Genomic DNA, 23,640 nt, shown 5'->3' with positions numbered 1-23,640 from the left:
TCTTCCAATCTTTAACCTATTATTGTTCTACGGACTCTTTTCCCAAGTAGTAATTTTTTCAATCTGTTTTTCTTTTTTGCATTTACAATCTCAGATTTTACACCTTTTTCTGCTAATTTTAAAAGTTCTGAAACTTTGCCTGCCATACCTCCTGTTACGTCTTCTTTAAAATCTTTTAATTTGATTTTATCTTCAGGTTTTATCCTTTTTATTAATTTTGCATCTTTATGTTTTTTTGGATCCTTATCATATACACCATCAACATCTGTAGCCAATATAATTTTATTAGCTTTCATTTTTTCTCCTAAATATCTTACAATTTGATCTCCAGAAATAACAGAAAACTCTAATGATTTATCTAATACTATATCCCCATATAACACAGGAACAATTTCTTTTTCTAAATATTGCTCAATAATTTTTACATTAAAATAATCTATAAACCCATCAGATGCTATAATACATGAAGAAGGTTGTATGGATATTACATCCATACCATATTTAAGTAGATACCTACAAACATAAAGATTTAACTTTTTTACCCAATAGTGGACAATACAAAAACCTTTTTTATTGGGATTAGCAATAATATCATATTTTTTTACGATTGGATGGCCAAATGATCCTGCCCCATGTACCAAAATTAAAGGGAAGGGCATAACTTCACAAATTTCCTTACAAACCCTTTTCAAATTTTTTTTATTTAATTTAGGATATTTTGAATTTTTATCAGTGATAACACTACCACCTATCTTAATAATAATCATGAAAACACCTAATGTATAATTACACCGTCTTTTGAGAATTTAGTTTTAAACGCATCCCACTGACTTTTTAATGTATTTAACACTTTATCTTCGTTATTTATACAATATGCAATTATACTTCCACTACCACCAGCACCAGTTATTTTTGAACCTAGTGCACCAGCGTTTCTTGCGCTGTATACCATCTGTGATAATTCAGATGAACTGACACCAATAGAATCCAACAATCCATGATTTATATTCATTAGTTCTCCAATTTTTTCAAATTTTCCTTCTTTTATTAGTTCATATGCAGTCTTAGTTACATTGCCTATAGTATCTATAATATTGCCAACAATGTTTGGATACTTTTCCAGTTTCTTCTTTACGAGCGATACCATCTTTTTTGTATCTGCTGGTTTTGGTGTATATGCAACTATAAAAGATCCTTCAATATTTGGTTTAATATATTCAATATTTGAATCTTTTAGATAAATCATTCCACCATATGTTGACACTGCTGTATCAAGAGGACTTGCTGCACCCTGAACTTTTAATTCTATTTCATGAGCTTTTTTTGACAGCGAAGATTTATCGATGACTTTTTCATGATAATTATGTAGTGCAGCTATTAGTGCTACAGTAATTGCAGCTGATGATCCCAATCCTATCCCCAAAGGAACTTCCAAAGATATGTCTATTTTTATAGGGGAATTATCATGATGAGATTTTAATACTTCTAAAATGTAATTTAATATTCCTTTTTTACCTTCTAAAAATTCAATATTATAAGTTTTAGGATTTATATTTGCATGAAGACCTATATCATTACATTTAATTATTGTTGAATCTTTTTTGGTATTTTTTATAGAAACTTTTGCTCTTTTGTTTATAGCTACTGCAATTGCAGGTTTTTTGTAAACTACAGCATGCTCTCCAAATAAAATTATTTTATTTGGTGCAGAAGCAACCGAATGCATATTTACCTTACCTATTTTTCTATTGTTATGGATGCATATCCAACCACTGAAGAGCGATCTCCTGTAACATCTCCACTAGTTCCATATTTTAAAAGCCTTGCTTTATTTGCTCCAAGCTTTTTTGATGATATTAAAACAACTGATACTGGTCCATAACCACACATAGTAGCGTTAAGATCATTTATTCTTTTGTACATAACTTTTTCATCCAATTTTAATATAGCATCTATAATTTTTTTGTCAGTGCTTTCTGCTATTTCCTGGGGTTCATAATGTGTAAAATCTGTACTAGCAATTAAAACAATGTCCTTATTTAAGCTTTTAATTGTACCAACAATTGCTTGTGCAACCTCTTTTGTAGTCTCTAAGTCTTGTAACCACATACAAATTGGAACTATTTTGAAGTCTTTTTTAAAATATTGAAGGAAAGGGATATGTACTTCACAACTATGTTCTTGTGAATGTGCTGTGTCATCGATGTCTATTATTTCTGATTTCTTAAACAATTCGCTAGAAAATTCTTCATCAATTTTAACAGAACCTAGTGGGGTTTCCCACTCACCTTCCGCCATCAATGAAACAGAAGATCCTATACCTGTATGGTTTGGACATAAAATTATGAATGTTTCTGGGAATCCATCTTCAACTATTCTGTAATATGCATGGGCTGCAATAGGTCCTGAATAAATATAACCTGCATGGGGGGCAATGACCCCAACTATGTTTCTATCTCCACCGACTTTAGGAAAATCTCCAGGACCTAATTCATGTTTAAAACACCATTCTATTCTATTTTTGAGAGCTTTTGGATCTGATTCATAAAATGTTCCTGCTACAGCAGGTTTTCTTTTCATATAATCACTTCTTTAAAGTTTAAATTCGAATTCAGTTGGAGGCACGTCAAATTCTTCATACTTTTCAATAACCCCTCTCTCCTTTAAAAGTTCACGGGTTAATAACCAATATAAAGTAGCAAGAGATTTTCTACCTTTATTATTTGCTGGTATTGCAATATCTACATTACCTAATAAGTTTTCACTATCACAAAATGCAACTGTAGGTATACCAATTTCTTTTGATTCTGTCAATGCTTGAGAATCAGCACGTGGATCGGTTACAACTAATACCTCTGGTTCTACAAATGAATCAAGGTTTGGATTCGTCAATGTTCCTGGTATAAATCTTCCAGGTATTGCTTTTGCTCCAGTTATCTCTCCAAATTTTTTAACAGCCGGTTGTCCATATTGTCTTACTGAAACAGCTAATATATCATGTGGTTCATATTTTGCAAGAAATTTTGCAGCAATTCTTATTCTTTCATCTGTTTTTCTAACATCTAGGATGTATAATCCATCAGATCTAACTCTATAAATGTATCTTTCCATATCTGCAGTTTTCTGCTGAGTTCCAATATGTATACCAGCTGCTAGATAATTGTCCAACGGTATTAGTAGTTCTGACAAATTATCACCTCTCTAATTCTGCCATTGAAGAATCAATAATTTCTTCTTCTATTCTTATAAGTTCATTGAGTTTGGCTATTCTTTCTCCACCAATAGCACCTGTTTTAATGATTGGACAAGAAAATGCAACAGCCAAATGAGCAATTGTTTCATCAGTAGTTTCTCCAGATCTATGAGACATTACAGGTATATATTGATTTTCTTTTGCAAGTGTTAAAGTATCATAAGTATCTGTTAATGTTCCAACTTGGTTGGGTTTTATAATTATTGCATTTGCAGCTCCATATTTTATACCTTTTGCTAGATATTTTTTATTCGTTACAAACAAATCATCGCCACAAATTATACATTTGTCGCCAACTTTTTTTGTTAACTCTGCAAAACTTTCAAAATCATTTTCATGGAATGGATCTTCAACATAATAAAGATTAAATGATTTTATAACATCTATAACAAAGTCTATTTGTTCTCCAGGATCATTCTCTAAAACATCTCTTTCATAAATGTATTTTTTTCTCTCGTGATCCCATAACTCACTTGCTGCAAAATCTAATCCACATGAAACTTCTACACCAGTTTCATCACTAACATTTTCACAAGCTTCTGATAATATTTCCAATGCATCCATACTTGTTATATTTGGTGTCCATCCGCCTTCATCGCCTTTTCCACCAGTGAATGTTTTATCTTTCTTATCTATTAATTCTCGAATTCTTTTGTGAACCTTTGAATTTGTGAGTACAGCTTCTTTAAATGTAGATGCTCCTTTAGGCAATGCCAAAAATTCCTGAATATCTGGTGTTCTTTTACCTGCATGCACTCCTCCATTTATCATGTTGCCTAACGGATAAGGCAATCTAAATGAAAGATTACCACCTAAGAATTTGTACAGAGGTAATCCATAAGAAGATGCAGCTGCTTTAGCAGTAGCCATTGAAACAGCTACTATAGTGTTACCACCCAATGATGATAAATCTTTTGTGCCATCTATTTCCTTTAAAACAGCGTCTATTTCTCTAGAATCTTCAGCATCCATACCTATTAATTCTGATGATAGTATGTCCTCAATATCACTTATTATTTTATCGATATCTCCCTCAGGAAACGCCTTAACTTCTTTGACACCAGTACTGGCACCACTAGGTGCGGCAGCACGTCCAAAACCACTTACAGTTAGTACATCAACTTCAATTGTTGGATTGCCCCTACTGTCTATTATTTTTCTAACTCTAATATCTTCAATAATGCTATTCAACAAGATTCACCTCAATCACTGTTTCTTACAACTTTTAATGGTATCACATCTTTTTTAAGTTCTAGAATTGCAATATCTACAGGATTAATTTTATCTGTTTTTACTAAGGGTTTTGCACCCATGGCTAATTGTAATGCTCTAGATCCAAGTAATCTAGCTTTCTCAAAACGTGTAAGTTTCTTTGACATTATTTTTCCTCCTAAATAAAAAAATAGTAGTTTTTTGGGAGAAAATGTGATGGGACCGCCGAGATTTGAACTCGGGTCTCCAGCGTTCCGGTGGGTCCATCCCCGGGCTGGGAGGATGGACCTGGCTACCCCACGGTCCCATCACAGTATATCAATATGTGAAATTAGCATCCTTCTACAACAATATCTTTTGATATTTAAATCATTTAAAATTTTTTCTATTTTTTCTCCTTTTTTAACCCTTTTTTGGAATTCATCATAATATCTTGATATTGGATTTCCACATGTGAAACATCTTACAGGTATTATCATTTTACCATCCTAAAAATTTATCTATAACTCTTCTGTCTACGAGCTCTAGCTCCTCTACCACCATATTTCTTAGGTTCTGAGCGTCTTGGATCTCCAACAAGCATAGTTCTATCATACTGCATAAATTTCTCTTTTAATTCAACATCATTTGTCCATTCAACTAACCCTCTAGCTATTGCCATTCTAGCAGCTTCTGCTTGTCCCATCACTCCGCCGCCTTGTACTTTGATGTCGATGTCAATATTCTTAACAACGTCTTCACCAGCAAGAACTAATGGTTCCATTATTTTTAAACGTGCTAACTCAGGTGTATATAATTCTACAGGTCTTTTATTTATTCTGACTCTTCCTTTACCTTTTCTTATTGTACCTCTGGCTATCGCGGTTTTTCTTTTACCACTTACTTGTACAATCCTATCCATCTGAACACCTCAAAATCTAGCTCCTAAATGTCTAGAAACTTCACCAAGTGTTATACCTTTTTTAATTCTTTCTCTCATAGCTTCTTTTATTTTAATTGTTTCAACGTCTTTAAATTCTCTGGGTATTCCTACGTAAGCTCTTAAATTTTTGAATGCTTTCCTTCCTTTTGGTTTTTTGTAAGGTAACATGCCACGCACAGTTCTTCTAAATATGTCGTCAGGTCTTCGTGGATATTTTGGTCCCATTCTTCGAGGATTTGTAAGACTTGATCTTCTAACTCTTTGTTGATATCTTTCTAATATCCAATCTCTTGAACCGGTGATAATTATTTTTTCAGTATTAAATACTGTAACCTTTTCTCCTTCTAATAATTTTTTACTAACAATGCTTGCAAGCCTCCCTAATATATGACCCTCGCCATCAATGTAAATCATTATTATCACTCCATTATTCTTACATTACTACCTTTTGGATTTTCTTCAAGTAGAGTATCTATGCTTATGCACCTACCACCAGCTTTCTTTATTTTATTTTTAGCGTTTTTTGAAAAAGCCAATGCAGCTACTGTAACTTTATGATCAAGTTTACCACTGCCAAGAACTTTTCCAGGCACTAGTACCGTTTCATTTTCTTTAGAATATCTATTTATTTTAGATATATTTACTTCTGCACGACGTCTTGTAGGTCTATTTAGTCTTTCAGCCACATCTCTCCATATTTTTACATTTTCTTCGTTAGATTTCTTTTTAAGTTTTATGATTAGATTTACAAGGTAAGGATTAGTTTTGGTAATATTTAATGGCATTTTATTCACCCTCGCAGAACTTGATAATTTCATCTGCCTTTTTTATAATAGAATCACATGCTTTATTTAAAATTTCTCTTGGCGGCATTGAACCATCAGTTTCCATCTTAAATATGAATTTATTATCGATGTATTGAACAGAGATAGATTCATTTTCGCATGTCCTTTCACAAGCTCTGCACAATGAACATGCTTCGATATTTTCAATTTTTGTTGTATCTTTATTAGCTTTTAGTACATCTTTGGGACATTCTTCAATACAAGCTTGGCAATTGTCACATGTATCTTTAATTATAATTTTTGGATAATATTTATATCCGCACGCAGTTGTAGGTCTCCATTTTGCATGCTTTTTACCCAAACCAAGTTGAGCAATTGCTTCTAATTCTATTTTTTCATCTTCTTCAAGTTTTATAATAGGTATATTTTCATACACTGGTTTTATTTCTGGATCAGATGGTACAAGATCACCGCTATAAACAACACAAGGCCCTTGTTTTTTTAAAGTGAAAGAAACACTACATTTTGCACAATATTTATCACAATCACATTCCTCAGGCATTAAAAGATTACCAACAATTTTTTCATTAGAACGTAGCGGTATTAATCCCAACCTATGTGCTAGCATTTCATCATACATTCTTGATGTATTAGTGACAATTCTTACATATTCTATAGCTAATTTAGGAACTTCAGTCATTGAAGCTCGTCTTAAAGCATTGACGAAAGAAGTATCTACGCCATCTATTGTAAATTTAATTTCAGTATTGTTTTCTTTATTTACAACAACATCCATTTAAACCCTTCTCCCTTTCCTGCCTCCAGGTCTAGTAGTACCATCATGAGGTATTGGTGTTACATCTTCTATTCTACCTATTTTTAGTCCTGCCCTTGCTAAAGCCCTTATACTTGCCTGAGCACCAGGACCTGGTGTTCTAGGACCATTTCCTCCTGGTGCACGTACTTTGATATGTACACCTACAATGCCCTTTTCTTTTGCATCTTCGGCAGCTCTAGTTGCAGCTTCCATTGCTGCAAATGGTGTTCCTTCTTGCCTATCTGCTCTTACAACTCTTCCACCAGACCATTGAGTTATAGTTTCAGCTCCTGTAATATCAGTAATTGTTATGATTGTGTTGTTAAAGGATGAATAGATATGAGCAATTCCCCATTTCTCTCGTTTTTTCTTTTTTTCTGCCATGATTTTTCACCTTTTATCCTTCTGCTTTTTCCTTTTCACTTTTTATAATCTCTTTCATTGGTGAGTGTGGATAAAAATCAATTTTATCCTCTTCTTCTCTTTTTACAATGTGTCCAGGAGATCTCACCCTTGTGCCATCAATTGCTATGTGTCCATGAACAATCATTTGCCTTGCCTGCTTTATTGTTCTTGCAAGTCCTTTTTCATAAACCATAGTTTGAAGTCTACGTCTAAGTACATCTTCAACAGTAAGATCTAAGATGTCCCTCAACTCAGCATCTTTATCTAATAGTCCTAGCTTCCACAAATGTTTCATTAATTGCTTTGATTCTACTTTTGCATGTTCTTCTGGCATTCCAAAAAGTTTTCTTGCTTCTCTACGATACCTTCTTACCATAGTTTCTGCTTTCCAAATCTCCTTTTTGTTTTTTAATCCATATTTTTTAACTAATTTTTTTTCCTCTTTTATTCTTTGAGCATCCCATGGATGTGGGGGTGTATCATATTTTTTCCTAGGTTTTTTTGGATGTCCCATAAATATCCCTTACCTTCGTCTTCTTTTCACACCAACTGTTTGTCCTTTTCTAAATGTTGATTTTGTCCTTTGACCTCTTACAGGTAAGCCTAATTCATGTCTTATACCTCTGTAGGATCTAATTCTCTTAAGTCTATTTATGTCTTCCCTAATAGTCATCTCTAAATCTGCTTCAATAAGATGCTTGTTTTCACCAGTTCTATAATCTTTTTTTCTGTTAAACATCCACGAAGGTATACCATAATTACCAGGATTTTCTATGGCATCTTCTAATTTTTCTAATTCCTCATCAGATAAATAACCTATTTTTTTACCTTCAAATCCTGTGACTCTAGCTATAGCTTTACCTAAAGCTTTTCCAATACCTTTTATGCCTGTTATTGCTTCCTCTACATTTTTATTTCCATCTAAATCTCTTCTTGCTAAACGAACAATATGTTTAAATTCTTTTTCCATACTATGACCTCCAGTAAGAATGATCTTTTATCAAAAAAGATTAATAGAAATCATGTATTAAATACGCCGGGGCTGGGATTTGAACCCAGGAGGGGCGTAATGCCCCACGAGCTCTCCAGGCTCGCGCCTTACCAGGCTAGGCTACCCCGGCTTTCTGCAAATTTTTATTTATTATGATATATTATTTTTATATTTTTCGGTCTTCCATACTTGTGGATATATACCTCTCTCCATAAAAACTTTATTAATATTTACAACAATGCCCTTACTGGAAAGAAGTATTTCTTGTGAGGACATGGTGGCTGTCCCTACAGCAACTAATTCTCCCTTTAAAGTCTTGATAGCTACAATATCTCCCCTCTTAATATTATCACTTAATCCAACAACACCAGGAGCTGCAAGATATGAACCATGACATATAGCATCAACAGCAGTATCACGTATCACAATTTCAGGAAGATGTTCAACAGCTTTCTCCATAGGTAATATGACTTTTCTAAGTAAAGATTCATCACCATCTTCAATATAGTAGTGATATGCATCAGTCAAATCATGAAGGGTGACTAATGTGTCATCCTCCTTGAATGGACCAACCATTGTACGTCGGAGTTCTGCCATATGTGCTCCTACACCTAGAGCTTCCCCAACATCGTAACAATATTTTCTGATATAAGTGCCTGCTTCACAACCTATTCTAAATAAAACATCTTTACCTTCTATTTCCAACAATTTCACATAATATATTCTTCTAACTCTTAATTCTCTTTTTACGGCTGAACGTAAGGGAGGCGTTTGAAAAATTTTACCTTGAAACTCTTCCAATATTTTACGAATTTCTTCTTCATCTACTTTTTTATGTAGTCTCATTAAGCAAACATATTCTTTTTTTGCTTTTAGGAGAAGAGGCATTATCCTTGTAGCTTTCTCTATACCTATGGGTAATACTCCAGTTACTTTAGGATCTAAAGTTCCACCATGTCCAACTTTTTTAACGCCTAATATTTTTCTAACCCAGGCTGCAACTTCATGAGAAGTAGGTCCAGCAGGTTTATCTAAATTTACAACTCCTTTAGCTATATACTCCTCTATAGGTCTATCTTCTGGAGAACATCCATACTTGGGATTTGTATTGGCCTCAGATTTTACTAAGAAGCTACACATTATATCCCTACAAAAAAAGAATTAAAAACAGCCAATTGTTGCTTCATCTTCAACTTCTTATTTTTTCTTCAAATTCTTCAAGTTTTTTCTTTATTTCTTCTATATCATCAGTGTCTATATCAATTTTTTTGTTAGTTGGTTCTAAATGTTTTATATTACATCTCCTGTGTTTAACGTTAGGTCCAACAACTTCAACAAAATTTTTATCAACTATATCTAAAATTACACAAACGTTCCCTGCTTCTCTTCCAGCAGTTTTTATACATACTCTTCCAATGTCTATTGCCGCCATTGAATCACCTCTAATGCTTTTATTATGATTTCGGCTATTTCTTCTGCACTAAAAGTACTAGAATTTATTATAAGGTCATAAATATCAAGATTGTTTATATCTATTCCATGTATTTTTTTATATCTAAGTGCTTCACTTTTTTCTCTTCTTTTTATTTCTTTTTTAACAACTTCTAACGGTTTAGATTCTCTCTTACTAATTCTTTTTGCTCTCACATCAAATGGCGCTGTTAACCATATCTTTAAATCTGCATCTACAAAATGACCAGATAATCTACCTTCAATTATTAAATTGTCAGAATTTTTTGCCAATTCTGCTTGTTTTTCATCTATTTTTATGTCAATTTCTTCATTTTCTTCTGCAAATTTACTAAATTCTAATAAACTCATATTTCTTTCTTCTGCCATTTTCCTAAAAATATCACCAGCAGATATATGCTTATAATTTAATTTTTTTGATAAAATTTTAGATAGTGTGGTTGTACCACTGCCAGCCAAACCACTGATGGTTATTATCATATTGATCTAGCCTCTTTTTTAAAGACTTTCCTCATGCATTCTGAGCAATAATAACCACCATATGGTCTATTTGGCCGTCTTTTTGTTTTTGATAATTTTCTAATTCTATATGGTCTCTCTCTAGGTACTCCATGAAGTACTTTCCCACAGCCAGCACATCTGGCAGGGTTTGGTTTCCTTTTTTCATAATGTACTACAGTTCTTCCACCAGGTGTCCTTTTGAAAACTTTTCGGTATGATCTGGATCTATATCTTGGTTGTGGCATACATAACACCTCTTATTATGCTTTTACTCCCATAAGTTTTCTGAATATTTGTGACAATGTAAGGGTACAGAGTATATACCAACCTAACCATCCTATTGAGTAAGGTGGTAAAGGATGATGTGGTGGATATAACATGTGCCAAAGTGGCACAAGTAATAAATAATAGGCAACTTTTGGTAGTATTACTACAGTCTTTGATATATGTGGATCACGTGCCATCCAATAAAATACAAGAAGTATTGGAATGAAAGTTACTAATAATGGTTTGAATGACATTATCATTATTTCTTTTTGTTTGTCAAAAAATTCTATTTGTTTTTCTTGTAATTTTCTCATCGCTTCGGGGTCGGATGATGAACTTATTTTCTTTAATTCTTTTTGAAACTTTTCTATTTCTTTTTTATGTTTTTCTAATTTTTCATGGTCTATTAATATTTTACTAGCTAAAGTACTTATAAAAGCTACAAAAATTGATATTAAAAATATTGTGAAGAGTGGATTATTTGGATTAGGATCTAAAGCAACCGGATTTAAAAAAATTGTCATTGTTTCACACCTTCTAATATATTAACAAGTTCATTAACAGCTTCATCTAATTTTTCATCATGGTTTTCTATTATTTTTACGCTTGCACCTGTTAACACAGCATAAGCCATTGCAGCTGCTCTGTTCATCTCTTGGTGGAGCTTTATTTCATTTATCTTTTCCATGTCTCTGGATCTTGATTTATCATTTATGCGTCTAACTAATATTTCTTCTGGGTCTGCCTCAACCAATATAAATAATTGTGGATTTAATTCATCTAATACCCATTTAGGAAGCCCTGGAAGAAATCCTGTTGGTGTTTTTATTGTACAGTGAGTATCTACAATAACATTTTCTTTTTCTGCAATCTTTCTAATTTTTCTTGCAGCCTCTTTTTGGATTTCTCTTTGTATATCCGATGGTAATTTTCTTATTTGATCTCTATCTTCGACTAGTTTCTTTTCCTTTGCAATTTCTAACATTACGTCACCATAATTAACATTTACGTAATTCAGATTTTTTAATGCGTTTTTTAATACGGTTGTAGTTCCAGAACCTGGTACTCCAGTTATTACCACAGTTTTCATGTTATCTTCCTCATTTGAAAAATCTTCTTAATGCTGGATGTAATTCCATCATTTGTTCTCGTGCTATTTCTTCGTATAGATTATGTAGTATTCCGACAGTTAATAATACACCAGTGCCTCCACCTAAGGACCCTGTTAGATCTGCTCCAAAAGCTAGGAATCCTACAAATGCTCCTCCAAGGATTGTTAATGGTGGGATGTATCTATTCAATATTCTTTCGATATGTCTTTTGCTTCCCCTAAACCCTGGTATTTTAATACCCATTTTATATAACTGATCTGCAAGATCTCTAGGACCTAAATTTGCCACTTCTACCCAGAACCATGCAAAAACAATGCAAAGAGATATAAATACAATTCCATAAATCAATGCATGGGCAGGATCTACCAATAATACATCTATTCCACGTGGCGGGCTTAAATAATAAACTAAACCACTTATTGGCCTGCCTCTTTCAACAATGCCAAGTATTGGATGACCAATCTTTTGGAACATCATTGCAATCATTTGAAGATTGACAAGAAGTGCACTTGTGAGAATTACAGGCATGTTACTTGGGTATAAAAATTTGATTGGATATTTTTGAATTGGAACTTTAAGATATTTTCCACCACCATGTGCTATTGGAATTTCTACACGCATACTTTCTGCATACACAACAACTAAAAATACAAATATCAATGATATAACTGGCAATAGATATGTTTGGAAATCTGGCATTTGTCCTGTTGCTAGAAGATATATAAACCCTGTTATTCTACCAGCAGGGACTCCTGGTTGTGCAGGGGATGGAAATGGATTAAATGCTCCTACAATTATTGCTTGTGAAACTCCTGCAGCTATGAAAAGTCCAACCCCGCTTCCAAGTCCCCATTTGGATACAACTTCATCAAGATAAATTACTAAAATTCCTCCTATTACAATTTGAAGGAGTAAAATTGGTGCAAAGGCTTGTGAGATTGGTGGAAGGGCACCGCTTACTATCAGTGCGCCTCCTTCCAATACAACAAAAATTATCGATAAAAGTTTTTGGAAACTTTGGAAAAATGCTCTATCTTCATGTCTAGACAAATCTAACCTTAAAATTTTTCCACCTACTAGTAGTTGCAATACTATTGAAGCTGTCACAATTGGTCCAATACCTAAAGTTAATATTGATCCATAACTACCGGCTATAACAGCTCTTAATTGTGCAAATTGGTCAACAGCAGTAGGGCTAAGACCATAAAGAGGTATTTGTGTAAGTAAGTAATATAATATTAAAACTATTCCTGTCCATTTTAATTTTTCTTTAAGTGGAACTCTGTATGCAGGCGCCTTTACATAAGGTAATATAGAAAATATTGGTTCAAAACTTCTTTTTAATTTAGAAACTTCTTGCAATTCATTTCACCTATCTAATTTCTCCACCAGCCTCTATTATTTTTTCTTTAGCTTTTTTTGAAATTTCTGGTGATTTAACTGATATAGGCCTTGATATTTGACCAGCACCTAACAACTTATCATATCCTAATTTTTCCAAATCAATATATATCATTCCATTCTTTTCTTCTGCTAAATTTTTTTCTAACAATTCATCTAATTTTTCATCAATTTCTTTTAAATTTATAGTTTTTACTTCTCTTGTAACTGCTTTTGGACGCTTAAATCCTCTTTTACCAAAATGATCTGGCTTATATTTGACAATCCATGTCCAGAGATGCTTGTGGCTTCCGGCCATTCCCCTTCCACCACGATTTCCTGCACCTCTTCTTTTTTTTGCACTGCCACCACCGACAGTCCTTGTTCCTCTCATCCTCGTAATTTTTCGTCGTTTTCGTATCATTTTTTCCCTCCTAAATCATTCTTTTTAATAATTCATTTATTTTTTTTCCACGATAACCTAAGCTTCCGCCTTCTGAAAATGGTTTTTTTACACTTTCATAACCTTTTCTTGGAGGATGTAACCTAAATACTGGTTTTAGCCCTGCATCTTCTAGAGAAGTTTCATTGTTAAGCAATGCTTTTGCAAATTCTTTTATAGAAGAATAACCAAGTTCTTTGAAATATTCCTCGTCAACTCTTTTGTTTCCTGGTAATCTACCCCGTTTTTTAATTAATTCAACAAGTGTATCTAAGTCTATTTCTCCCCATGTAATGTAATCTTTTGCTTTTTGTAACATTCCTTCATAACTTGGAGTCTCATCGACAAGTACAGCATGATTTACTCTGTGAAGTCTAAGCATCTTAAGAGTATCTGCTATGTCTCTTCTAACACCTACTCTTCCCCTTACTCTAACAACTGCATACATTATTTTCACCTACTGAGAGCTCGGTGTACTTTCTTTGACTTTCATGTAATTTAATCGTTTCAAAGCATCAAAAGTTGCTTTAGCAAAATTAATAGTTGTTTGAGTTTTACCTTTTGTTCTTGACCATACATCCTCAATACCAGCTAACCTTAAAACTGCTTTTCCTACATCTCCAATTGCTAAACCTACACCCCTAGGTGCAGGTAAAAGAGTAACTCTAACACTTCCACATTTACCTGTTACTTTAAATGGTATTGAGTGTTTTTCCCCACAGATGCATCCCCAATCTCCACAACCTCTTCTAACTTTTATTATGTTGTATTTAGCATTGTCTATTGCTTTTCTAATTGCTGGTCCAACTTCTTTGGCTTTTCCCACACCAACGCCAACATATCCATCTTTATTTCCAACAGCTACTGTGACTCTAAATCTTACTTTTCTACCTGATTTATGCATTCTCTGTACTAAATTTACATCTAAAACTTCTTCTTCCAAATCAGGAAGTAAAATATCTACAATTTCATGCTCCATTATAGGAAGTCCTTTTTTCAAAATTTCATCTATATCTGTTATTACGCCTTCTTTAACCATCCTACCTACTTTTGTTTTTGGCTCCCATTCTTCTATATCTACACTCATGTTTCTGCCTCAATTATTTTTTTCTTGATTTCCGTAAAATGCTCTGGTAATTTCGTAGGTGGAAGACCTCTTTTGAAGTAATGAGAAAACTTCCTTTTACATTCTTCTTCATCCAGCAATTTTGCGTATTTTGCTATATGTTCTCCTTTTATTCTATCTTCAGTTGGAAATATATGTTCGCTATGTGGAATATTCATGCCTGCATCCACTGCACCTTTAAGTGCTGCAAAAACCTTTGCACCTTTTGTCGGTGTTCTAAGTCCAATGTCTAAAACAGCTTCTTTGATTCCTTTTTTTACGGCTCGTTTACCACATAAAAACCCTGTTAAATATGCTGCAGGAGTGTTTTTGGTATTACCAAGCCAACCCATTTTTTGAAGTTGTTTAGAATGTGCAGACACTAATGTTTTATCACCATCAAAATCTACATCTATAACTTGCGCTATAACATGCTGATTTGTAATTCTAACAACAAACCTTGGTTTGCCACTCTCTATTAATTTCATTCTAGTCCTATAATTTGTCTTACCTTCTCTTTTCCTTCTGAATGGTACTCTGTATCTTGGCCCGTGTGCCATCACTTCTCCTCCATTATCTTCTTAATAACCCATGTTCTTTAATATATGCATTCATATGAGCTTTACTTCTAAACATTCCGCCTTTGGCCATTCTATAAATTTTACGATATGTTTTTGTGCTAATTTTCCTTTTATCTCGTAATTCTTTTAAAGTTCTCCTTAATGCACGTATTCTGGATATCCATGCTCTTTTTTTAGGCATTCTGGCTCCTTTAGCACCTTTTATACTACCTTTTCCTCTTCTTCTACCTTTTTTCTTCTGCATTGCGATTTTTCTTGCCCTATATCTACTTATACCTTTTTTTTGTTTAGCTTTTATTGCACCTTCTTTGATTAATTTTTTAATGCTTTCTCTAGTTATAGCTCTAGCAACTTCGTCTACTCTGTCTGGATCTATCCATACACGGTTTACTCCAACTTTGAGAATATCTGCGGCTAATCTCTTTTGAGTACTAAGATCCATAACTTTTCCTCCCTATTAAGGGTTTAACACCTTAATTCCAAGTTCTTTAGCCTTTTCTAAAATTAAAGCTTTTTTTCTTTTACCAACCTTTGCAGAAATTCTTGCAGCCTGTTTTTCAGCATCTAAATCTTCAAGTTCTTTTGGATTATGTATTAATACTTCTTCGTATCCTGATGGATGTAAACCTCTAGTTTCTTTAGGTGACCTGTAACCTATGTTAGGCATTGGTGGTTTACCTTTCTCTTTCCTTCTCATTTTACTATCTTTTCCCCGAGGTCTTCTCCATTTTTCTCCTAACCTCTTATATCTTGCATACTCTTGCCTCTTGAATCTTTTTTTCATTTTTATGACCCCTTAACACTATTCTTTACTTACAAGATATATTCCATCTTGGAACACTCGTGGATCCCTTCTTTTTATTTTCGTTGCTTGTTCTATGTTAGCCATCGTCTGTCCAACATGTTCTTTGTTTATTCCTGTAATGTAGACTTTGTCATCTTTTACTTCTACTTTAGTATCTTTACCAACAATTTTAGCGACTCTTGGATGCCTTTCACCAAGAAAATTTTCAATTATGACTTTCCTGCCTGAAACTTTTACAGACATCGGAAAATGAGCATAAACAATTTTCATAGTATATTTAAAACCTTTGGTTACACCTTTTATCATGTTTTTAATATGTGCTTTAATGGTCCCTAACATTGCTTTATCTTTTTTTCTTGGAAATCTACTTTCTAAAATTATTTTTTCATCTTTCTTTATAATTTTGACATTAGGATAATCAAATTTTCTTGATAATTCACCTTTAGGACCTTTTACTTTAACTTTATGATCATCTATCTTAACATCTACTTCATCTGGTATTTGAATTTCATCTTTGATTATTGCAGTTAAGACCATAAAATCACCCTAGTAAACATAAGCTAAGAGTATGCCGCCAATGCCTCTCTTTTTTGCTTCACGGTGTGTCATTACTCCTTCAGGCGTGGTTACAATGAGTATTCCAAAATCTCGTGCTGGAAGATATCTTTTTTCAAATTTTTCAAACTCATCTTTCTTTACAGAATGCCGTGGTTTTATAACACCACAATCGTTAATGTTACCTTTTAACTCCACTATAAATTGTCCTGATTTACCATCATCGACAAATTCAAATTCACCTATATATCCCTCTTTTTGCATAGTTCTCAATACTCTTCCTACCAATTTAGATGCTGGGGCTATTTTACATCGTATATTGCCTCTCATTTCATTATTTTTTATAGTTGTAAGTGCATTTGCAAGTGGATCATTGAGAGTCATAGTATAACCTCAACTATATTTCTTGAATCCCATCTTTGGTGCTAATTCACGGAAACATTGTCTACATAACATTATACCATATTTTCTTATTACTCCTGCATGGTCTCCGCATCTTGAACATTTGATAGCTCCCTTTCCAAATTTTTTTCTTGGCATTGATTTATCCCTCCTCTATTTTTACATTAAATTTATCTTCTAAAAACTTCATTGTATCTTCTCTAGTAATTTTATGTTTCTTTGGCACTTTTCTTCTCTGAATTTTTCTTCTCTGGATTCTATATCCTGGCCTTTCAAATGTTATTGCTAAATCCATGCCAAATATCCCTATATCAGGATCATACTTCATGCCTGGTAAATCTATGTATTCCTCTATTCCCATAGACACATTACCTAAGTCGTCAAATTGACTCTTTTTGAGTTTATTTCCTTTCGCTTCTAAAAACATTTTAATTATTTTTTCTGCTTTTTTACCTCTTAAAGTTACTTTGCAACCAATGGGTTGACCTTTCCTGATTCCAAAATCTGGGTTGGTTACCTTGGCATATGTTCTAGCTGGTTTTTGTCCAGTAAGCTTCTCTAATAATTTTTCTGCCTTTAATAATCTTTCTCCACTCTCTCCAACACTAATGTTTAATGTTGCTTTTTCTATTCTTATTTTTCTCATTGGATTCATCGTTAACCCTCCGGCAATGGAATCACTGGTTCTTTTTCTCCAATCATGAAAACATATTCATGTATTGTTTCAAACATTTTTCCGTCTCTAGATTTTAATATTACAGTGTTAGGTGTTGGAGCTTTAATGATGTTTATTTTTTCTACTCTTGCTATTTCACCAACGTGTTTTCCACCAGTTATAAATGCAAGATTTCCTTCTTTAAATTCTATTTTATCCAATATTTCTTGATCAGGTATTCTTAATTTAATAACATCTCCAGTTTTGAAATCATTATCAACTAGGTGATTTCTACCATCATGTAAATTTAATTGAATTTTTCCACCTTTTACAGTAGTTTTATTAAGTATTTTACATAATTTGTATCTTTCTTCTTCTTTAGTTTCATGTAAATACAATCTACCTTTTTTATCTATTAAAACTCTATAACTTTTATCAATTTTTGGAATTTCTAAGAGATCCATAAATCCAACGGGGAACTTATGATCTTTTCTTGGTCTACCATCAACCAGTATTTCTCCATGGTGAATTATCCTTTTTGCCTCTCTAGCAGTGTCTGCTAAACCCAATACATCCCTAATTATTATTAACAATGGTAAAGATTCATCAGCACTGTGAGGACCAGGGGAAGGTTTTACAGTCCATTTTTTTTCCTTTCTAGGTATTGGCCAATGTCTTGGCGATTTTAATCGTTTTAGGTGTCTTCTTGATCCCATCCTAGCCATGTTTATCCCTTCAATTTTCTTTCTAACATTTCAACCCTTTTTTCATCTTTTAAATTTAATTCAACTATTCTAAGATTTGATGGATGGAGAGGATAGTAAGTAGATGTTCCATCTGCTTTCTGTATTGTAACACCTTCTACATAAACTCTATATCTCTTTAAATCTACATTCTCAACTTTACCAACATGTCCTTTGAAATCTCCACGCATGACTTCTACTTTATCTCCTCTCCTTATTGGAACAGTTCTTCTTTTATATTTCTTTCTTAACTCCTTAGACAATGTTGAACGCATTATTTTCTGACGTATATGTAGTGGTGCTTCCCTAAGAAATTTTCTTTGTTTTCTTGGTTGTTTAGATTTTATTTTAGGCATTTTTTCACCTCATACAATCATACTTGCGGCACTCCCAATGTTTGGCCATCTTGAAGCAGCTTCTTTTGCAACTGGGCCTCTTATCTCAGATCCTCTCATTTTACCATCAGGAGTGACTATAACTGCTGCATTATCTTCAAATTTAACTCTTAGTCCATCAGGTCTTCTATATTCTTTTTTTTGCCTTATAATCACTGCATTTAAAACTTCTCTTCTCATCTCAGTAGTTCCTTTTTTCACTGAAACTACTACCATATCTCCAACGCCTGCAGCTGGTAATCTTCTTCTTACACCCTTATATCCCTTTACAGCTATTATTTCTAGTTCTTTGGCACCAGTATTATCTGCACAATGAAGTCTAGCACCAACTGGCAATGCTCTAGTGACTTTTGCTGGAATTGCTTTCATTTTTTATCCTCCATTACTTCTATAACAACGAAGGACTTCGTTTTACTTATTGGTCTACATTCTCCTATTTTGACCTTATCTCCAACTTTTGCACCTATACAATCTGGATTATGAGCTGTTATTTTCGATGTTCTTCTTTCATATCTCTCATATTTTGGAATGTACTTGTAATATTCCCTTTCTACAACTACTGTACGACGTGCTTTGTCACTTGCAACTACACCTTCCAATATTTGACCTCTAACTCTTAAATTCCCATGAAACGGACAGTTTGGATCGTCACACTTTTTTTTAGGTTTTTTTACATCTAGACCCACCATTTATTTCACACTCTCTTAAATTTCTTTTTAATTCTTTCCTCTGGCCGAGCTACAAGTATTTTCCCATCAATTTCTACCTTAGTACCATCAGGCAATTTAAAATGAAATATTGCAATATCTTTTGGTACTATAATCTCTCTACCACTTTTTAGTTCAATTTTTAGTGTGTTCTTTGTTTCGTCGATGACTCTTCCTTCTACACCTTCTAGTGGCTTATGTGTACACTTTGCAATCTTAACATTTAAACCTATTAACTCATGCCTAAATACATTTCTTGGTGTTATCATCGTACTTCAATGGCATCCTCTGGGAAACCTTTCTTTATAAGCACTTTTTTCACTTTTTCTTTGTGATCGCCCTGTAGTTCAATTCGTCCATCTTTTGTTGTGCCCCCACATGCACATTTGGACTTGAGATCTTTGGTCAATTTCTTTAGGTCTATTTCTTGACTGTCTATACCTTCCACAATCGTCATTATCTTTCCAAAACGGCGTTTTACAGTATATATTTTAATTCTTTGTGTTTCTCGAGCTATTTCTTCACAAACACAAAGTTCTTTTGGAAGACCGCACTTCTCACAAATCTTCTTCATTTACTTCTCCTTATCAAGTTTTTTTCTCATTAATGATCGTGAGTATTCGAGCTATTGTTCTTCTAAGTTCACGCATTCTGCCAGGATTATCTGGAGCTCCACTGGCTGCGGCTTTGGATTCTTCTTTAGAATATTCTGCTCTTAGTTCTTCCAACTTTTTTTCTAGTTCTTTAACACTCATTTCTCTCAATTCATCTGGTTTTAATATAGCCATATTTTTCTCTGCCTCCCAGATTATTCTTCTGAAGCACCTTCCTCAACGGATTCTTCTGGTTTAGATTCAGTTTCTTTTAGGGCTTCTTTTTTGATTTTTATTTCGTCAGGCAATTTAACTCCGGGAGGCATTATTTTCACATGCACACCCAAAACCCCAGGTTTTAATTGTGCGGTCGCAAAACCTGTTTTAACAAACTTTTCTGCAGGTTCTCCACATTTTTTAATATGACCTTCGGTAAATTTGACGGATGTTGCTCTTGCACCTCTTATTTTTCCAGATATTGTTATTTCAGCTCCTTGTGCACCTGCAGCCATTATTCTTCTTAATGTACCATATGCAACTCTTCTGAAATGCATGCCTCTTTCTAACATACTGGCAATCCTATGTGCCATTATTTTTGGATTTAACTCTGGTACTTCAACTTCCTTGACTTCTATTTGTGGGTTATCTAAACCAAATCTTTTACGTAATATATTTGTTAATCTTCTGACAGTTCTGCCTCCTCTACCAATGACAAGTCCTGGTCTTTCTGCATAAATTGTTATCATTGTTCCTAATGGTGTAAGTTGTATATCCATTCCACCATATCCTGCTCTTTCTAATTCTTTTTCTAAAAATTCATCGATTTCTGCTCTTTTTAGACTTTCAGCAATAAATTCCTTTTCTATCATTATATCTCCTCTAATATCACTTGTATATGTGTTCTTGAAGTGTTGAATGGTGTTGATCTTCCAAACGCTCTTGGTATCCAGCCACGAATAGGTCTGGCTTTATGGGCTGATATATGAGTAATTTTCAATCTTTCTGTATCTAAACCTTTATATTCTGCATTGGCTTCTGCATTCTCTAATACTTTAAGGATCTCCCTTGCAGCTTTAACAGGGTATCTTCCACTTGGCCATCCTTGTAATCCCTTTCTATGTGCAACTTTTTTGTTATATCTTTTGAATGGTACTGGTCTTTTCTTTTCCATGACTTCCTTGAGATATCTTTTTGCATCTTCTAGCATCATCCCTCGAATCTCTCTACATATCTCTACCGAATGTTTTGTAGAAATTTGTAATTCTCTACCTATGGCTTTTGCGGCTTTGTTTTTATTTTTAGGTCTGTAAGCATATTTCAATTTAGGCATTGTAATTTCACCTACTTGAGAGGTACAAACATTGAAGATCTTGTAGCACCCATTCCAGGATCTCCATGTTCTACTTTCTTCCTTGTAGGTGCAAACTCACCTAAATAATGACCTATCATTTCAGGTTTTATTTTAACTTTTACAAATTCTTTACCATTGTAGACTCCAAATGTCAAACCAACCATTTCAGGCAATATTATTAAATCTCTACAATGTGTTTTAATTATTTTATCTGTTTTATTCTCACGTTTATATTTTCTTATTTTCTCTAATACTTTTTTATGTCTAGGTGGAAATCCTCTTTTCAAAGATCTTCTTTGCCTGCTTGGAAACAATTTTATTACCTTATCAAGTGGCATTTTTTGTAATTCTTCTAATTTATAACCTCGATACATGAATTCACGTGCCACATACTCACCTCCTTATTTTTTCTTTCTTCCAGTTCTTCTAGCAGCTATTAATCCAACTTTTCTTCCAGGTGGAGCATGTCTAGACACTGTAGTTGGTTTACCAGGATGTTGGTGATGTCCTCCGCCATGTGGGTGATCCACAGGATTCATTGCTACGCCTCTAACTTTGACATGTTTCTTACCTTTTGATTTCATTGCATAATACTTGTTACCAGCTTTGACAAATGGTTTTTCTATTCTTCCTCCTCCAGCAACGACACCAATTGTTGCTTTACATTCTGGATGAAATGCTTTAAGTTCACCAGAAGGTAGCTCAACAATTACTTTATTTTCTTCATGTGTAACTACTGATGCATGTGTACCAGATGATCTAACTAATTTACCTCCATCTCCTGGTCTATTCTCTATATTAAATACTGGAGTACCTTCTGGTATTTTTTTGAGTGGCAATATATTTCCAATATTGATAGATGCTTCTGGTCCAACTTCAATTGTATCATTAATTTTAATCCCTTCAGGAGCTAATATATAATCTCTTTCACCGTTTTCAAATTGGACTTCAGCTATTGGAGCTGTTCTACCAGGATCATGAATAATGTCAACTACAGTACCTTCTAACTTTCCATTTTTATCTTTATTCATCATTTTATATTTTATTTTAGCTTTAAATCTATGTGATGCAACCCTGTATGTTGGAGTACCCCTACCTCTTCTTTGTGGTATTATTCTTTTTCCCATACTATCACCATTTTATGTTTTTAGAGAATTCCTAATTTCATTGCAATATCTTCTGCCTTATGTTCTTTTGCTAATTTAATGTAAGCTATTTTTTCGCCTTTGGGGTTTATATGTGTGTTTACTCTCTCTACTTTTACAGAAAATAATTCTTCAAATGCTGCTTTTATTTTTGGCTTATTACTTTTCCTATTAACTACAAATACTAATTCATTATTGTTATCTATGAGATCCATAGTTTTTTCTGTTACATGAGGTCTTATGAGAATCTTGTGAGGGTCCATGTTACCACCTACCATGGCATCTCCTCTAATTTTTCTAAAGCTGACTTTGTATATATTGTGAATCTTCCTGGATGAGTACCAGGTGCCAGCAATTCAACATTTAAATTTTCAACAGTGACAATATCTACACCAGGATGGTTTCTTGCTCCTAACACTATTCCTCTATCTTCATCCACTACAATTAATGGCCCCTTTGGTTTTCTGTATTTTCTACCTCTCATTTTACCTTTTCCAGATCTAATTTTTCTACCTTTTTTGGCTCTTATAATGTCATCCATCACTCCTAATTTCTTAAATACTTCTCTAGTTTCCCTAGTTTTTTTCAATGTTGATAATTTATCTTCAACTATTAAAGGAATTTCTGGAACATTGTCTATTCTATGACCTCTCTGTTTAACTAATTCTTTATTAGCTGTAGCTGCTATTGCAGACCTTAATGCAAGTCTTCTTTCTTTTCTGTTTATTCTTTCATGATATATTTTTTCGGGTTTAGGTGGATGTGCTTTTCTACCTCCTACAGCCTGTGGAACAAATGCTGCTCTTTCTGGAGGTGTTTTTATTCTTGGGACCATGGCGATACCATATCCGGCTCCTCTTGATACAGCAGTTGTTCTTTTTCCAGCCATTTTGTTAGGTCCCCAAGGTTGAATCCTTGCTGTTTGAATTGATAATACTGCTCTTTTTATTAAATCAGGTCTAAGGTGTTCTTCAAATATTTCAGGTAGTTTCACCTTTTCTATTACCTCTCCATCTAATGAATAAACATTAGCTTTCATGTTATCC

44 protein-coding genes and 2 tRNA genes are annotated in these 23,640 nt (G+C 33.7%); all 46 read right to left on the bottom strand.

Features of this window, described 5'->3' with window-relative positions; all coding sequences use genetic code 11:
* Positions 1–11: 11 nt before the first annotated feature.
* The 46 genes from ACZ5LY_RS03120 to rpl4p all read right to left on the bottom strand — a co-directional run bounded on the left by ACZ5LY_RS03120 (position 12) and on the right by rpl4p (position 23,633).
* A complete protein-coding gene (locus ACZ5LY_RS03120; RefSeq protein WP_464577908.1) occupies positions 12–767 on the bottom strand; it encodes an isopentenyl phosphate kinase in 756 nt (251 codons plus the stop codon).
* 8 nt (positions 768–775) lie between these two features.
* Positions 776–1,726: a mevalonate kinase gene (gene mvk, locus ACZ5LY_RS03115; RefSeq protein WP_013413971.1), complete on the bottom strand. Its 951-nt coding sequence runs from the start codon at positions 1,724–1,726 to the stop codon at positions 776–778.
* A gap of 11 nt (positions 1,727–1,737) precedes the next feature.
* Entirely contained in the window at positions 1,738–2,580 is an 843-nt protein-coding gene (locus ACZ5LY_RS03110) for an MEMO1 family protein (RefSeq protein WP_464577907.1), read from the bottom strand.
* Between the two features lie 12 nt (positions 2,581–2,592).
* A complete protein-coding gene (rpsB, locus tag ACZ5LY_RS03105) occupies positions 2,593–3,189 on the bottom strand; it encodes a 30S ribosomal protein S2 (protein ID WP_013413969.1) in 597 nt (198 codons plus the stop codon).
* A 4-nt stretch (positions 3,190–3,193) separates the two neighbouring features.
* The gene (gene eno, locus ACZ5LY_RS03100; RefSeq protein ID WP_464577905.1) at positions 3,194–4,444 is read right to left on the bottom strand and encodes a phosphopyruvate hydratase; all 1,251 of its coding nucleotides are present in this window, start codon (positions 4,442–4,444) and stop codon (positions 3,194–3,196) included.
* A gap of 11 nt (positions 4,445–4,455) precedes the next feature.
* Positions 4,456–4,632, bottom strand: coding sequence for a DNA-directed RNA polymerase subunit K (locus ACZ5LY_RS03095; protein WP_464577903.1), 177 nt, complete (start codon positions 4,630–4,632; stop codon positions 4,456–4,458).
* Between the two features lie 50 nt (positions 4,633–4,682).
* Positions 4,683–4,772 (bottom strand) — tRNA-Pro (locus ACZ5LY_RS03090).
* A gap of 1 nt (position 4,773) precedes the next feature.
* Complete coding sequence (locus tag ACZ5LY_RS03085) at positions 4,774–4,941, bottom strand: DNA-directed RNA polymerase subunit N (protein WP_464577987.1); 168 nt, start codon at positions 4,939–4,941, stop codon at positions 4,774–4,776.
* Positions 4,942–4,961: 20 nt separating this feature from the next.
* Positions 4,962–5,366, bottom strand: a complete 405-nt coding sequence (locus ACZ5LY_RS03080) for a 30S ribosomal protein S9 (protein ID WP_013413965.1) — start codon at positions 5,364–5,366, stop codon at positions 4,962–4,964.
* Between the two features lie 9 nt (positions 5,367–5,375).
* Positions 5,376–5,798, bottom strand: a complete 423-nt coding sequence (locus ACZ5LY_RS03075) for a 50S ribosomal protein L13 (protein WP_187286200.1) — start codon at positions 5,796–5,798, stop codon at positions 5,376–5,378.
* 8 nt (positions 5,799–5,806) lie between these two features.
* On the bottom strand, positions 5,807–6,172 hold the full coding sequence (locus tag ACZ5LY_RS03070; RefSeq protein ID WP_013413963.1) for a 50S ribosomal protein L18e: 366 nt from the start codon (positions 6,170–6,172) through the stop codon (positions 5,807–5,809).
* Position 6,173: 1 nt separating this feature from the next.
* Positions 6,174–6,968, bottom strand: a complete 795-nt coding sequence (locus tag ACZ5LY_RS03065; RefSeq protein ID WP_464577902.1) for a DNA-directed RNA polymerase subunit D — start codon at positions 6,966–6,968, stop codon at positions 6,174–6,176.
* Positions 6,969–7,373 (bottom strand): 30S ribosomal protein S11, encoded by a 405-nt coding sequence (locus ACZ5LY_RS03060; RefSeq protein WP_013413961.1) that lies wholly within the window; start codon positions 7,371–7,373, stop codon positions 6,969–6,971.
* A gap of 13 nt (positions 7,374–7,386) precedes the next feature.
* On the bottom strand, positions 7,387–7,908 hold the full coding sequence (locus ACZ5LY_RS03055; protein WP_013413960.1) for a 30S ribosomal protein S4: 522 nt from the start codon (positions 7,906–7,908) through the stop codon (positions 7,387–7,389).
* A gap of 9 nt (positions 7,909–7,917) precedes the next feature.
* A complete protein-coding gene (locus ACZ5LY_RS03050; protein WP_013413959.1) occupies positions 7,918–8,364 on the bottom strand; it encodes a 30S ribosomal protein S13 in 447 nt (148 codons plus the stop codon).
* Positions 8,365–8,428: 64 nt separating this feature from the next.
* A tRNA-Ser gene (locus ACZ5LY_RS03045) sits at positions 8,429–8,515 on the bottom strand.
* Positions 8,516–8,535: 20 nt separating this feature from the next.
* A complete protein-coding gene (locus ACZ5LY_RS03040; protein ID WP_013413958.1) occupies positions 8,536–9,525 on the bottom strand; it encodes an RNA-guided pseudouridylation complex pseudouridine synthase subunit Cbf5 in 990 nt (329 codons plus the stop codon).
* A 49-nt stretch (positions 9,526–9,574) separates the two neighbouring features.
* Positions 9,575–9,817, bottom strand: a complete 243-nt coding sequence (locus tag ACZ5LY_RS03035) for a 50S ribosomal protein L14e (protein WP_013413957.1) — start codon at positions 9,815–9,817, stop codon at positions 9,575–9,577.
* Positions 9,805–10,335: a (d)CMP kinase gene (cmk, locus tag ACZ5LY_RS03030; protein ID WP_464577900.1), complete on the bottom strand. Its 531-nt coding sequence runs from the start codon at positions 10,333–10,335 to the stop codon at positions 9,805–9,807. Before cmk ends, ACZ5LY_RS03035 begins: the two co-directional genes overlap by 13 nt.
* Complete coding sequence (locus ACZ5LY_RS03025; protein ID WP_013413955.1) at positions 10,332–10,601, bottom strand: 50S ribosomal protein L34e; 270 nt, start codon at positions 10,599–10,601, stop codon at positions 10,332–10,334. The genes cmk and ACZ5LY_RS03025 overlap by 4 nt, the downstream gene beginning before the upstream one ends.
* A 15-nt stretch (positions 10,602–10,616) precedes the next feature.
* Positions 10,617–11,147, bottom strand: a complete 531-nt coding sequence (locus ACZ5LY_RS03020; RefSeq protein ID WP_013413954.1) for an EMC3/TMCO1 family protein — start codon at positions 11,145–11,147, stop codon at positions 10,617–10,619.
* Positions 11,144–11,713, bottom strand: a complete 570-nt coding sequence (locus ACZ5LY_RS03015) for an adenylate kinase (RefSeq protein ID WP_013413953.1) — start codon at positions 11,711–11,713, stop codon at positions 11,144–11,146. The genes ACZ5LY_RS03020 and ACZ5LY_RS03015 overlap by 4 nt, the downstream gene beginning before the upstream one ends.
* Before the next feature lie 10 nt (positions 11,714–11,723).
* The gene (secY, locus tag ACZ5LY_RS03010; RefSeq protein ID WP_464577898.1) at positions 11,724–13,097 is read right to left on the bottom strand and encodes a preprotein translocase subunit SecY; all 1,374 of its coding nucleotides are present in this window, start codon (positions 13,095–13,097) and stop codon (positions 11,724–11,726) included.
* 10 nt (positions 13,098–13,107) lie between these two features.
* Positions 13,108–13,539 (bottom strand): uL15m family ribosomal protein, encoded by a 432-nt coding sequence (locus ACZ5LY_RS03005; protein ID WP_464577897.1) that lies wholly within the window; start codon positions 13,537–13,539, stop codon positions 13,108–13,110.
* Positions 13,540–13,549: 10 nt separating this feature from the next.
* Positions 13,550–14,005 (bottom strand): 50S ribosomal protein L30, encoded by a 456-nt coding sequence (locus tag ACZ5LY_RS03000; protein WP_013413950.1) that lies wholly within the window; start codon positions 14,003–14,005, stop codon positions 13,550–13,552.
* Between the two features lie 9 nt (positions 14,006–14,014).
* Positions 14,015–14,644 carry a 30S ribosomal protein S5 gene (rpsE, locus tag ACZ5LY_RS02995; RefSeq protein WP_013413949.1) on the bottom strand — a complete coding sequence of 210 codons (630 nt, stop codon included), beginning with the start codon at positions 14,642–14,644 and terminating at the stop codon, positions 14,015–14,017.
* Positions 14,641–15,222 carry a 50S ribosomal protein L18 gene (locus ACZ5LY_RS02990; protein ID WP_013413948.1) on the bottom strand — a complete coding sequence of 194 codons (582 nt, stop codon included), beginning with the start codon at positions 15,220–15,222 and terminating at the stop codon, positions 14,641–14,643. The genes rpsE and ACZ5LY_RS02990 overlap by 4 nt, the downstream gene beginning before the upstream one ends.
* A gap of 13 nt (positions 15,223–15,235) precedes the next feature.
* The gene (locus ACZ5LY_RS02985) at positions 15,236–15,685 is read right to left on the bottom strand and encodes a 50S ribosomal protein L19e (protein ID WP_013413947.1); all 450 of its coding nucleotides are present in this window, start codon (positions 15,683–15,685) and stop codon (positions 15,236–15,238) included.
* 15 nt (positions 15,686–15,700) lie between these two features.
* Positions 15,701–16,027: a 50S ribosomal protein L32e gene (locus ACZ5LY_RS02980; protein ID WP_013413946.1), complete on the bottom strand. Its 327-nt coding sequence runs from the start codon at positions 16,025–16,027 to the stop codon at positions 15,701–15,703.
* Positions 16,028–16,045: 18 nt separating this feature from the next.
* The gene (locus tag ACZ5LY_RS02975; protein ID WP_013413945.1) at positions 16,046–16,585 is read right to left on the bottom strand and encodes a 50S ribosomal protein L6; all 540 of its coding nucleotides are present in this window, start codon (positions 16,583–16,585) and stop codon (positions 16,046–16,048) included.
* A gap of 9 nt (positions 16,586–16,594) precedes the next feature.
* Complete coding sequence (locus tag ACZ5LY_RS02970; RefSeq protein ID WP_013413944.1) at positions 16,595–16,987, bottom strand: 30S ribosomal protein S8; 393 nt, start codon at positions 16,985–16,987, stop codon at positions 16,595–16,597.
* 9 nt (positions 16,988–16,996) lie between these two features.
* Positions 16,997–17,143 carry a 30S ribosomal protein S14 gene (locus ACZ5LY_RS02965; protein WP_013413943.1) on the bottom strand — a complete coding sequence of 49 codons (147 nt, stop codon included), beginning with the start codon at positions 17,141–17,143 and terminating at the stop codon, positions 16,997–16,999.
* 4 nt (positions 17,144–17,147) lie between these two features.
* The gene (locus tag ACZ5LY_RS02960) at positions 17,148–17,660 is read right to left on the bottom strand and encodes a 50S ribosomal protein L5 (protein ID WP_013413942.1); all 513 of its coding nucleotides are present in this window, start codon (positions 17,658–17,660) and stop codon (positions 17,148–17,150) included.
* Positions 17,661–17,662: 2 nt separating this feature from the next.
* The gene (locus tag ACZ5LY_RS02955) at positions 17,663–18,385 is read right to left on the bottom strand and encodes a 30S ribosomal protein S4e (RefSeq protein WP_013413941.1); all 723 of its coding nucleotides are present in this window, start codon (positions 18,383–18,385) and stop codon (positions 17,663–17,665) included.
* 2 nt (positions 18,386–18,387) lie between these two features.
* Positions 18,388–18,759: a 50S ribosomal protein L24 gene (gene rplX, locus ACZ5LY_RS02950; protein ID WP_013413940.1), complete on the bottom strand. Its 372-nt coding sequence runs from the start codon at positions 18,757–18,759 to the stop codon at positions 18,388–18,390.
* A gap of 9 nt (positions 18,760–18,768) precedes the next feature.
* Positions 18,769–19,167 (bottom strand): 50S ribosomal protein L14, encoded by a 399-nt coding sequence (locus ACZ5LY_RS02945; protein ID WP_013413939.1) that lies wholly within the window; start codon positions 19,165–19,167, stop codon positions 18,769–18,771.
* Positions 19,164–19,487 carry a 30S ribosomal protein S17 gene (locus ACZ5LY_RS02940; RefSeq protein ID WP_013413938.1) on the bottom strand — a complete coding sequence of 108 codons (324 nt, stop codon included), beginning with the start codon at positions 19,485–19,487 and terminating at the stop codon, positions 19,164–19,166. Before ACZ5LY_RS02940 ends, ACZ5LY_RS02945 begins: the two co-directional genes overlap by 4 nt.
* Before the next feature lie 5 nt (positions 19,488–19,492).
* Complete coding sequence (gene rnp1 / locus ACZ5LY_RS02935) at positions 19,493–19,774, bottom strand: ribonuclease P protein component 1 (RefSeq protein WP_013413937.1); 282 nt, start codon at positions 19,772–19,774, stop codon at positions 19,493–19,495.
* The gene (yciH, locus tag ACZ5LY_RS02930; protein WP_013413936.1) at positions 19,771–20,079 is read right to left on the bottom strand and encodes a stress response translation initiation inhibitor YciH; all 309 of its coding nucleotides are present in this window, start codon (positions 20,077–20,079) and stop codon (positions 19,771–19,773) included. Before yciH ends, rnp1 begins: the two co-directional genes overlap by 4 nt.
* Positions 20,080–20,092: 13 nt before the next feature.
* On the bottom strand, positions 20,093–20,293 hold the full coding sequence (gene rpmC, locus ACZ5LY_RS02925; protein WP_013413935.1) for a 50S ribosomal protein L29: 201 nt from the start codon (positions 20,291–20,293) through the stop codon (positions 20,093–20,095).
* Positions 20,294–20,313: 20 nt separating this feature from the next.
* Complete coding sequence (locus tag ACZ5LY_RS02920) at positions 20,314–20,967, bottom strand: 30S ribosomal protein S3 (RefSeq protein ID WP_013413934.1); 654 nt, start codon at positions 20,965–20,967, stop codon at positions 20,314–20,316.
* The gene (gene rplV, locus ACZ5LY_RS02915; RefSeq protein WP_013413933.1) at positions 20,967–21,428 is read right to left on the bottom strand and encodes a 50S ribosomal protein L22; all 462 of its coding nucleotides are present in this window, start codon (positions 21,426–21,428) and stop codon (positions 20,967–20,969) included. The genes ACZ5LY_RS02920 and rplV overlap by 1 nt, the downstream gene beginning before the upstream one ends.
* An 11-nt stretch (positions 21,429–21,439) precedes the next feature.
* The gene (locus ACZ5LY_RS02910) at positions 21,440–21,823 is read right to left on the bottom strand and encodes a 30S ribosomal protein S19 (RefSeq protein WP_083790809.1); all 384 of its coding nucleotides are present in this window, start codon (positions 21,821–21,823) and stop codon (positions 21,440–21,442) included.
* Positions 21,824–21,850: 27 nt separating this feature from the next.
* On the bottom strand, positions 21,851–22,576 hold the full coding sequence (locus tag ACZ5LY_RS02905) for a 50S ribosomal protein L2 (RefSeq protein WP_013413931.1): 726 nt from the start codon (positions 22,574–22,576) through the stop codon (positions 21,851–21,853).
* Between the two features lie 20 nt (positions 22,577–22,596).
* Positions 22,597–22,857 (bottom strand): 50S ribosomal protein L23, encoded by a 261-nt coding sequence (locus tag ACZ5LY_RS02900; protein WP_048060696.1) that lies wholly within the window; start codon positions 22,855–22,857, stop codon positions 22,597–22,599.
* Positions 22,858–22,865: 8 nt separating this feature from the next.
* Positions 22,866–23,633, bottom strand: coding sequence for a 50S ribosomal protein L4 (rpl4p, locus tag ACZ5LY_RS02895; RefSeq protein ID WP_013413929.1), 768 nt, complete (start codon positions 23,631–23,633; stop codon positions 22,866–22,868).
* Between the last annotated feature and the right edge of the window lie 7 nt (positions 23,634–23,640).

It is taken from the genome of Methanothermus sociabilis (assembly GCF_055392295.1).
The sequence above is the reverse complement of the archived record's forward strand: the minus strand, read 5'-3'. Positions and strand labels throughout refer to the sequence as shown.

Coding starts and splice junctions, on each gene's coding strand:
- ACZ5LY_RS03120 (WP_464577908.1), bottom strand. CDS start 767: ATGATTATTATTAAGATAGGTGGTAGTGTTATCACTGATAAAAATTCA.
- mvk (WP_013413971.1), bottom strand. CDS start 1,726: ATGCATTCGGTTGCTTCTGCACCAAATAAAATAATTTTATTTGGAGAG.
- ACZ5LY_RS03110 (WP_464577907.1), bottom strand. CDS start 2,580: ATGAAAAGAAAACCTGCTGTAGCAGGAACATTTTATGAATCAGATCCA.
- ACZ5LY_RS03095 (WP_464577903.1), bottom strand. CDS start 4,632: ATGTCAAAGAAACTTACACGTTTTGAGAAAGCTAGATTACTTGGATCT.
- ACZ5LY_RS03080 (WP_013413965.1), bottom strand. CDS start 5,366: ATGGATAGGATTGTACAAGTAAGTGGTAAAAGAAAAACCGCGATAGCC.
- ACZ5LY_RS03070 (WP_013413963.1), bottom strand. CDS start 6,172: ATGCCATTAAATATTACCAAAACTAATCCTTACCTTGTAAATCTAATC.
- ACZ5LY_RS03065 (WP_464577902.1), bottom strand. CDS start 6,968: ATGGATGTTGTTGTAAATAAAGAAAACAATACTGAAATTAAATTTACA.
- ACZ5LY_RS03060 (WP_013413961.1), bottom strand. CDS start 7,373: ATGGCAGAAAAAAAGAAAAAACGAGAGAAATGGGGAATTGCTCATATC.
- ACZ5LY_RS03055 (WP_013413960.1), bottom strand. CDS start 7,908: ATGGGACATCCAAAAAAACCTAGGAAAAAATATGATACACCCCCACAT.
- ACZ5LY_RS03050 (WP_013413959.1), bottom strand. CDS start 8,364: ATGGAAAAAGAATTTAAACATATTGTTCGTTTAGCAAGAAGAGATTTA.
- ACZ5LY_RS03040 (WP_013413958.1), bottom strand. CDS start 9,525: ATGTGTAGCTTCTTAGTAAAATCTGAGGCCAATACAAATCCCAAGTAT.
- ACZ5LY_RS03035 (WP_013413957.1), bottom strand. CDS start 9,817: ATGGCGGCAATAGACATTGGAAGAGTATGTATAAAAACTGCTGGAAGA.
- cmk (WP_464577900.1), bottom strand. CDS start 10,335: ATGATAATAACCATCAGTGGTTTGGCTGGCAGTGGTACAACCACACTA.
- ACZ5LY_RS03025 (WP_013413955.1), bottom strand. CDS start 10,601: ATGCCACAACCAAGATATAGATCCAGATCATACCGAAAAGTTTTCAAA.
- ACZ5LY_RS03020 (WP_013413954.1), bottom strand. CDS start 11,147: ATGACAATTTTTTTAAATCCGGTTGCTTTAGATCCTAATCCAAATAAT.
- ACZ5LY_RS03015 (WP_013413953.1), bottom strand. CDS start 11,713: ATGAAAACTGTGGTAATAACTGGAGTACCAGGTTCTGGAACTACAACC.
- ACZ5LY_RS03005 (WP_464577897.1), bottom strand. CDS start 13,539: ATGATACGAAAACGACGAAAAATTACGAGGATGAGAGGAACAAGGACT.
- ACZ5LY_RS03000 (WP_013413950.1), bottom strand. CDS start 14,005: ATGTATGCAGTTGTTAGAGTAAGGGGAAGAGTAGGTGTTAGAAGAGAC.
- rpsE (WP_013413949.1), bottom strand. CDS start 14,644: ATGAGTGTAGATATAGAAGAATGGGAGCCAAAAACAAAAGTAGGTAGG.
- ACZ5LY_RS02990 (WP_013413948.1), bottom strand. CDS start 15,222: ATGGCACACGGGCCAAGATACAGAGTACCATTCAGAAGGAAAAGAGAA.
- ACZ5LY_RS02985 (WP_013413947.1), bottom strand. CDS start 15,685: ATGGATCTTAGTACTCAAAAGAGATTAGCCGCAGATATTCTCAAAGTT.
- ACZ5LY_RS02980 (WP_013413946.1), bottom strand. CDS start 16,027: ATGAAAAAAAGATTCAAGAGGCAAGAGTATGCAAGATATAAGAGGTTA.
- ACZ5LY_RS02975 (WP_013413945.1), bottom strand. CDS start 16,585: ATGGTCTTAACTGCAATAATCAAAGATGAAATTCAAATACCAGATGAA.
- ACZ5LY_RS02970 (WP_013413944.1), bottom strand. CDS start 16,987: ATGACTCTCAATGATCCACTTGCAAATGCACTTACAACTATAAAAAAT.
- ACZ5LY_RS02965 (WP_013413943.1), bottom strand. CDS start 17,143: ATGCCAAGAAAAAAATTTGGAAAGGGAGCTATCAAATGTTCAAGATGC.
- ACZ5LY_RS02960 (WP_013413942.1), bottom strand. CDS start 17,660: ATGAATCCAATGAGAAAAATAAGAATAGAAAAAGCAACATTAAACATT.
- ACZ5LY_RS02955 (WP_013413941.1), bottom strand. CDS start 18,385: ATGGCTAGGATGGGATCAAGAAGACACCTAAAACGATTAAAATCGCCA.
- rplX (WP_013413940.1), bottom strand. CDS start 18,759: ATGCCTAAAATAAAATCTAAACAACCAAGAAAACAAAGAAAATTTCTT.
- ACZ5LY_RS02945 (WP_013413939.1), bottom strand. CDS start 19,167: ATGAAAGCAATTCCAGCAAAAGTCACTAGAGCATTGCCAGTTGGTGCT.
- ACZ5LY_RS02940 (WP_013413938.1), bottom strand. CDS start 19,487: ATGGTGGGTCTAGATGTAAAAAAACCTAAAAAAAAGTGTGACGATCCA.
- rnp1 (WP_013413937.1), bottom strand. CDS start 19,774: ATGATAACACCAAGAAATGTATTTAGGCATGAGTTAATAGGTTTAAAT.
- yciH (WP_013413936.1), bottom strand. CDS start 20,079: ATGAAGAAGATTTGTGAGAAGTGCGGTCTTCCAAAAGAACTTTGTGTT.
- rpmC (WP_013413935.1), bottom strand. CDS start 20,293: ATGGCTATATTAAAACCAGATGAATTGAGAGAAATGAGTGTTAAAGAA.
- ACZ5LY_RS02920 (WP_013413934.1), bottom strand. CDS start 20,967: ATGATAGAAAAGGAATTTATTGCTGAAAGTCTAAAAAGAGCAGAAATC.
- rplV (WP_013413933.1), bottom strand. CDS start 21,428: ATGCCTAAATTGAAATATGCTTACAGACCTAAAAATAAAAACAAAGCC.
- ACZ5LY_RS02910 (WP_083790809.1), bottom strand. CDS start 21,823: ATGTATCGAGGTTATAAATTAGAAGAATTACAAAAAATGCCACTTGAT.
- ACZ5LY_RS02905 (WP_013413931.1), bottom strand. CDS start 22,576: ATGGGAAAAAGAATAATACCACAAAGAAGAGGTAGGGGTACTCCAACA.
- ACZ5LY_RS02900 (WP_048060696.1), bottom strand. CDS start 22,857: ATGGACCCTCACAAGATTCTCATAAGACCTCATGTAACAGAAAAAACT.
- rpl4p (WP_013413929.1), bottom strand. CDS start 23,633: ATGAAAGCTAATGTTTATTCATTAGATGGAGAGGTAATAGAAAAGGTG.